This window comes from Stenotrophomonas sp. HMWF003, from assembly GCF_003061285.1.
Classification (GTDB): Bacteria; Pseudomonadota; Gammaproteobacteria; order Xanthomonadales; family Xanthomonadaceae; genus Stenotrophomonas; species Stenotrophomonas maltophilia_AP.
The window spans coordinates 9,273-11,184 of sequence record NZ_QAIW01000448.1; the positions used below are offsets into that span (position 1 = coordinate 9,273).

The 1,912-nt window shown below is 69.5% G+C and carries 1 protein-coding gene and 1 pseudogene; both read right to left on the reverse strand.

Translation table 11 applies throughout. From position 1 onward, the window contains the following. A partial coding sequence (locus DBR34_RS19820) for a LytTR family transcriptional regulator (RefSeq protein ID WP_258224174.1) occupies positions 1 to 664 on the reverse strand: 664 nt, incomplete at its 3' end. A 130-nt stretch (positions 665 to 794) separates the two neighbouring features. Then, a pseudogene (locus tag DBR34_RS24215) lies at positions 795 to 1,912 on the reverse strand (DUF2135 domain-containing protein); the annotation flags it as partial.

Genomic DNA, 1,912 nt, shown 5'->3' on the forward strand with positions numbered 1-1,912 from the left:
TACGCAACGGATAGTCGTGCCCGCGCACGCGCAGGTTGACGTAGTTGCCGGCGGCCTGGGCGTATTCGATATCGGCGGTGGCGACCAGGAAATCCCGGCCCAGCTTGCGCACCAGGAAGCGTTCGGGGCGCTCCACGGCCTGCGCCTCCTGCGGCGGGGCATCGTCGGCGACGGCCAACAGGTGCGCCTCGCCCTGCCGACGCCGGCCAAACCAGCTGAAGAAGTGTTCGATCGCCACGAAGCTGAAGAACGCACGCACGTCCTTGAGGTACTCGTACACCAGCCGCGTCGGCCAGGGTGAGCCGTCTTCGTAGTGGTGGCCCAGCGCCGCATAGGACACGTGACGGATGGCCATCATCCCCACCACATGCACCAGCGACCACGCCACGCTGGCCAGCAGGTACGTCGGCAGCCGTCGCTTCCAGGTATCGGCGTGCAGTGGCCAGCGCTGACAGCCCCACCACAGCAACGGCAGGGACAGCAGGATCATGACGACGCTGCTGAGCTCCCAGAGCATCGGTTCCCACAGGGCCAGGCCATCGCCACGGCGCTGGGCGTCCATCACCTCGACGAACGCGTTGGCGACCGCAGTCGTGAGCAGGATCGCCGACCAGACCAGCAAACGGGTGGCGGGGCGCCAGCGCACCGGCGTGGCGGGGGCCATGACAGGATCCATGCAGAAGGGCCGGGGAAAATAGGGGCAGACCCGCGATTGTAGCCGCCTGCCCCGGTGCAGACAGGGCGACGTCATCTGCGTCGCCCTGCCCTGCGTTCCATCGACCCGCGGTGGATTGCTAGCGCACCTCGAACTCGCCGACGAGCACGGTGTCCGCGCGGTCCTTCAGGCGCATCGTGACCTGCTGGTCGCGCTGCTTGCCGGTGCCCCAGTGCGTGCTCAGGCGCAGGCTCAAGGTGGTGGCTCCGGTGACCAGCTGTTCGCGGCTGCCGAAGAAGTTCGCCTCCACCTTGTACGTGCCGGGCTTGGCATCGCGCAGCGAGAACTGTTCCGGCCCGTAGCCGCCGGTGAAGTCCTGCGACATCTGCCCGCCCTGGTAGGTGAGCCGGTTGCCGTAGTAGGCGCGCTCGCCGTTGGGGTCGGTGACCCACAGGTCCATGTCGCTGTTGTCGCTGTCCCAGCTGAGCACCACCCGCAGGTCCAGCGGCAGTGCCCGGCGCAGGCGCGGATCGACGGCGCGGGCATCCACCCGCTCGCGGGCCGCCAGGGTGTTGAGTTCGTCCAGGGCGATCAGCGAGATGCCGTCGAAACGACTGTCCCAGGGCCGCACCACTACTTCGTTGAGCGCGTCCAGCGCGGGCTGGTACTGCCCGCTGGCCTCCAGGGCCAGGCCCAGGTCGCGGAAGCTCTGCGGCTCTTCCTCGCCCAGCCGCAGCACCTGGCGGAACACCGGCACCGCCAGGTCCGGCGCATTGGCCTGCATCAGGCGGTACCCGAGCACGCGCAACACATGCCGGTTTTCCAGCTGCATCTCGGCCAGGTTGGACAGCACGCGCAGGCCCAGCTCGCGCTGTCCGGCGGCCAGCAGCAGATCGGCTACGTCCAGGTAGAACGCGCTGCTGTCGCTGTGCTGCTCGCGTTCGGCCAGGTACAGCGCGTACAGCTGCGCCGGTGCGGCACCGCGCAGGCGACGGGCATAGGCCGAATCGGGTTCCCAGGCGGCCAGCGTGACGGCGATGGCGCCGCTGTTGGCGCTGCGGCTGCGTTTGCTGCTGCTGACGGCCAGCGTCTCCAGGTTGCCCCGCGGCGCAGCGGCCGGGGCCATCTGCGGCGACGGCGCGGGCGGTGCGGGCGGCGACGGCGGGGCAACCACGTCATTGGCGCGCGCTTCCATGTACACCGTCGCATCCCCAGCGGCAACCGCCATCGGCGCGGCCTTGGTCAGCACCGCCTGGG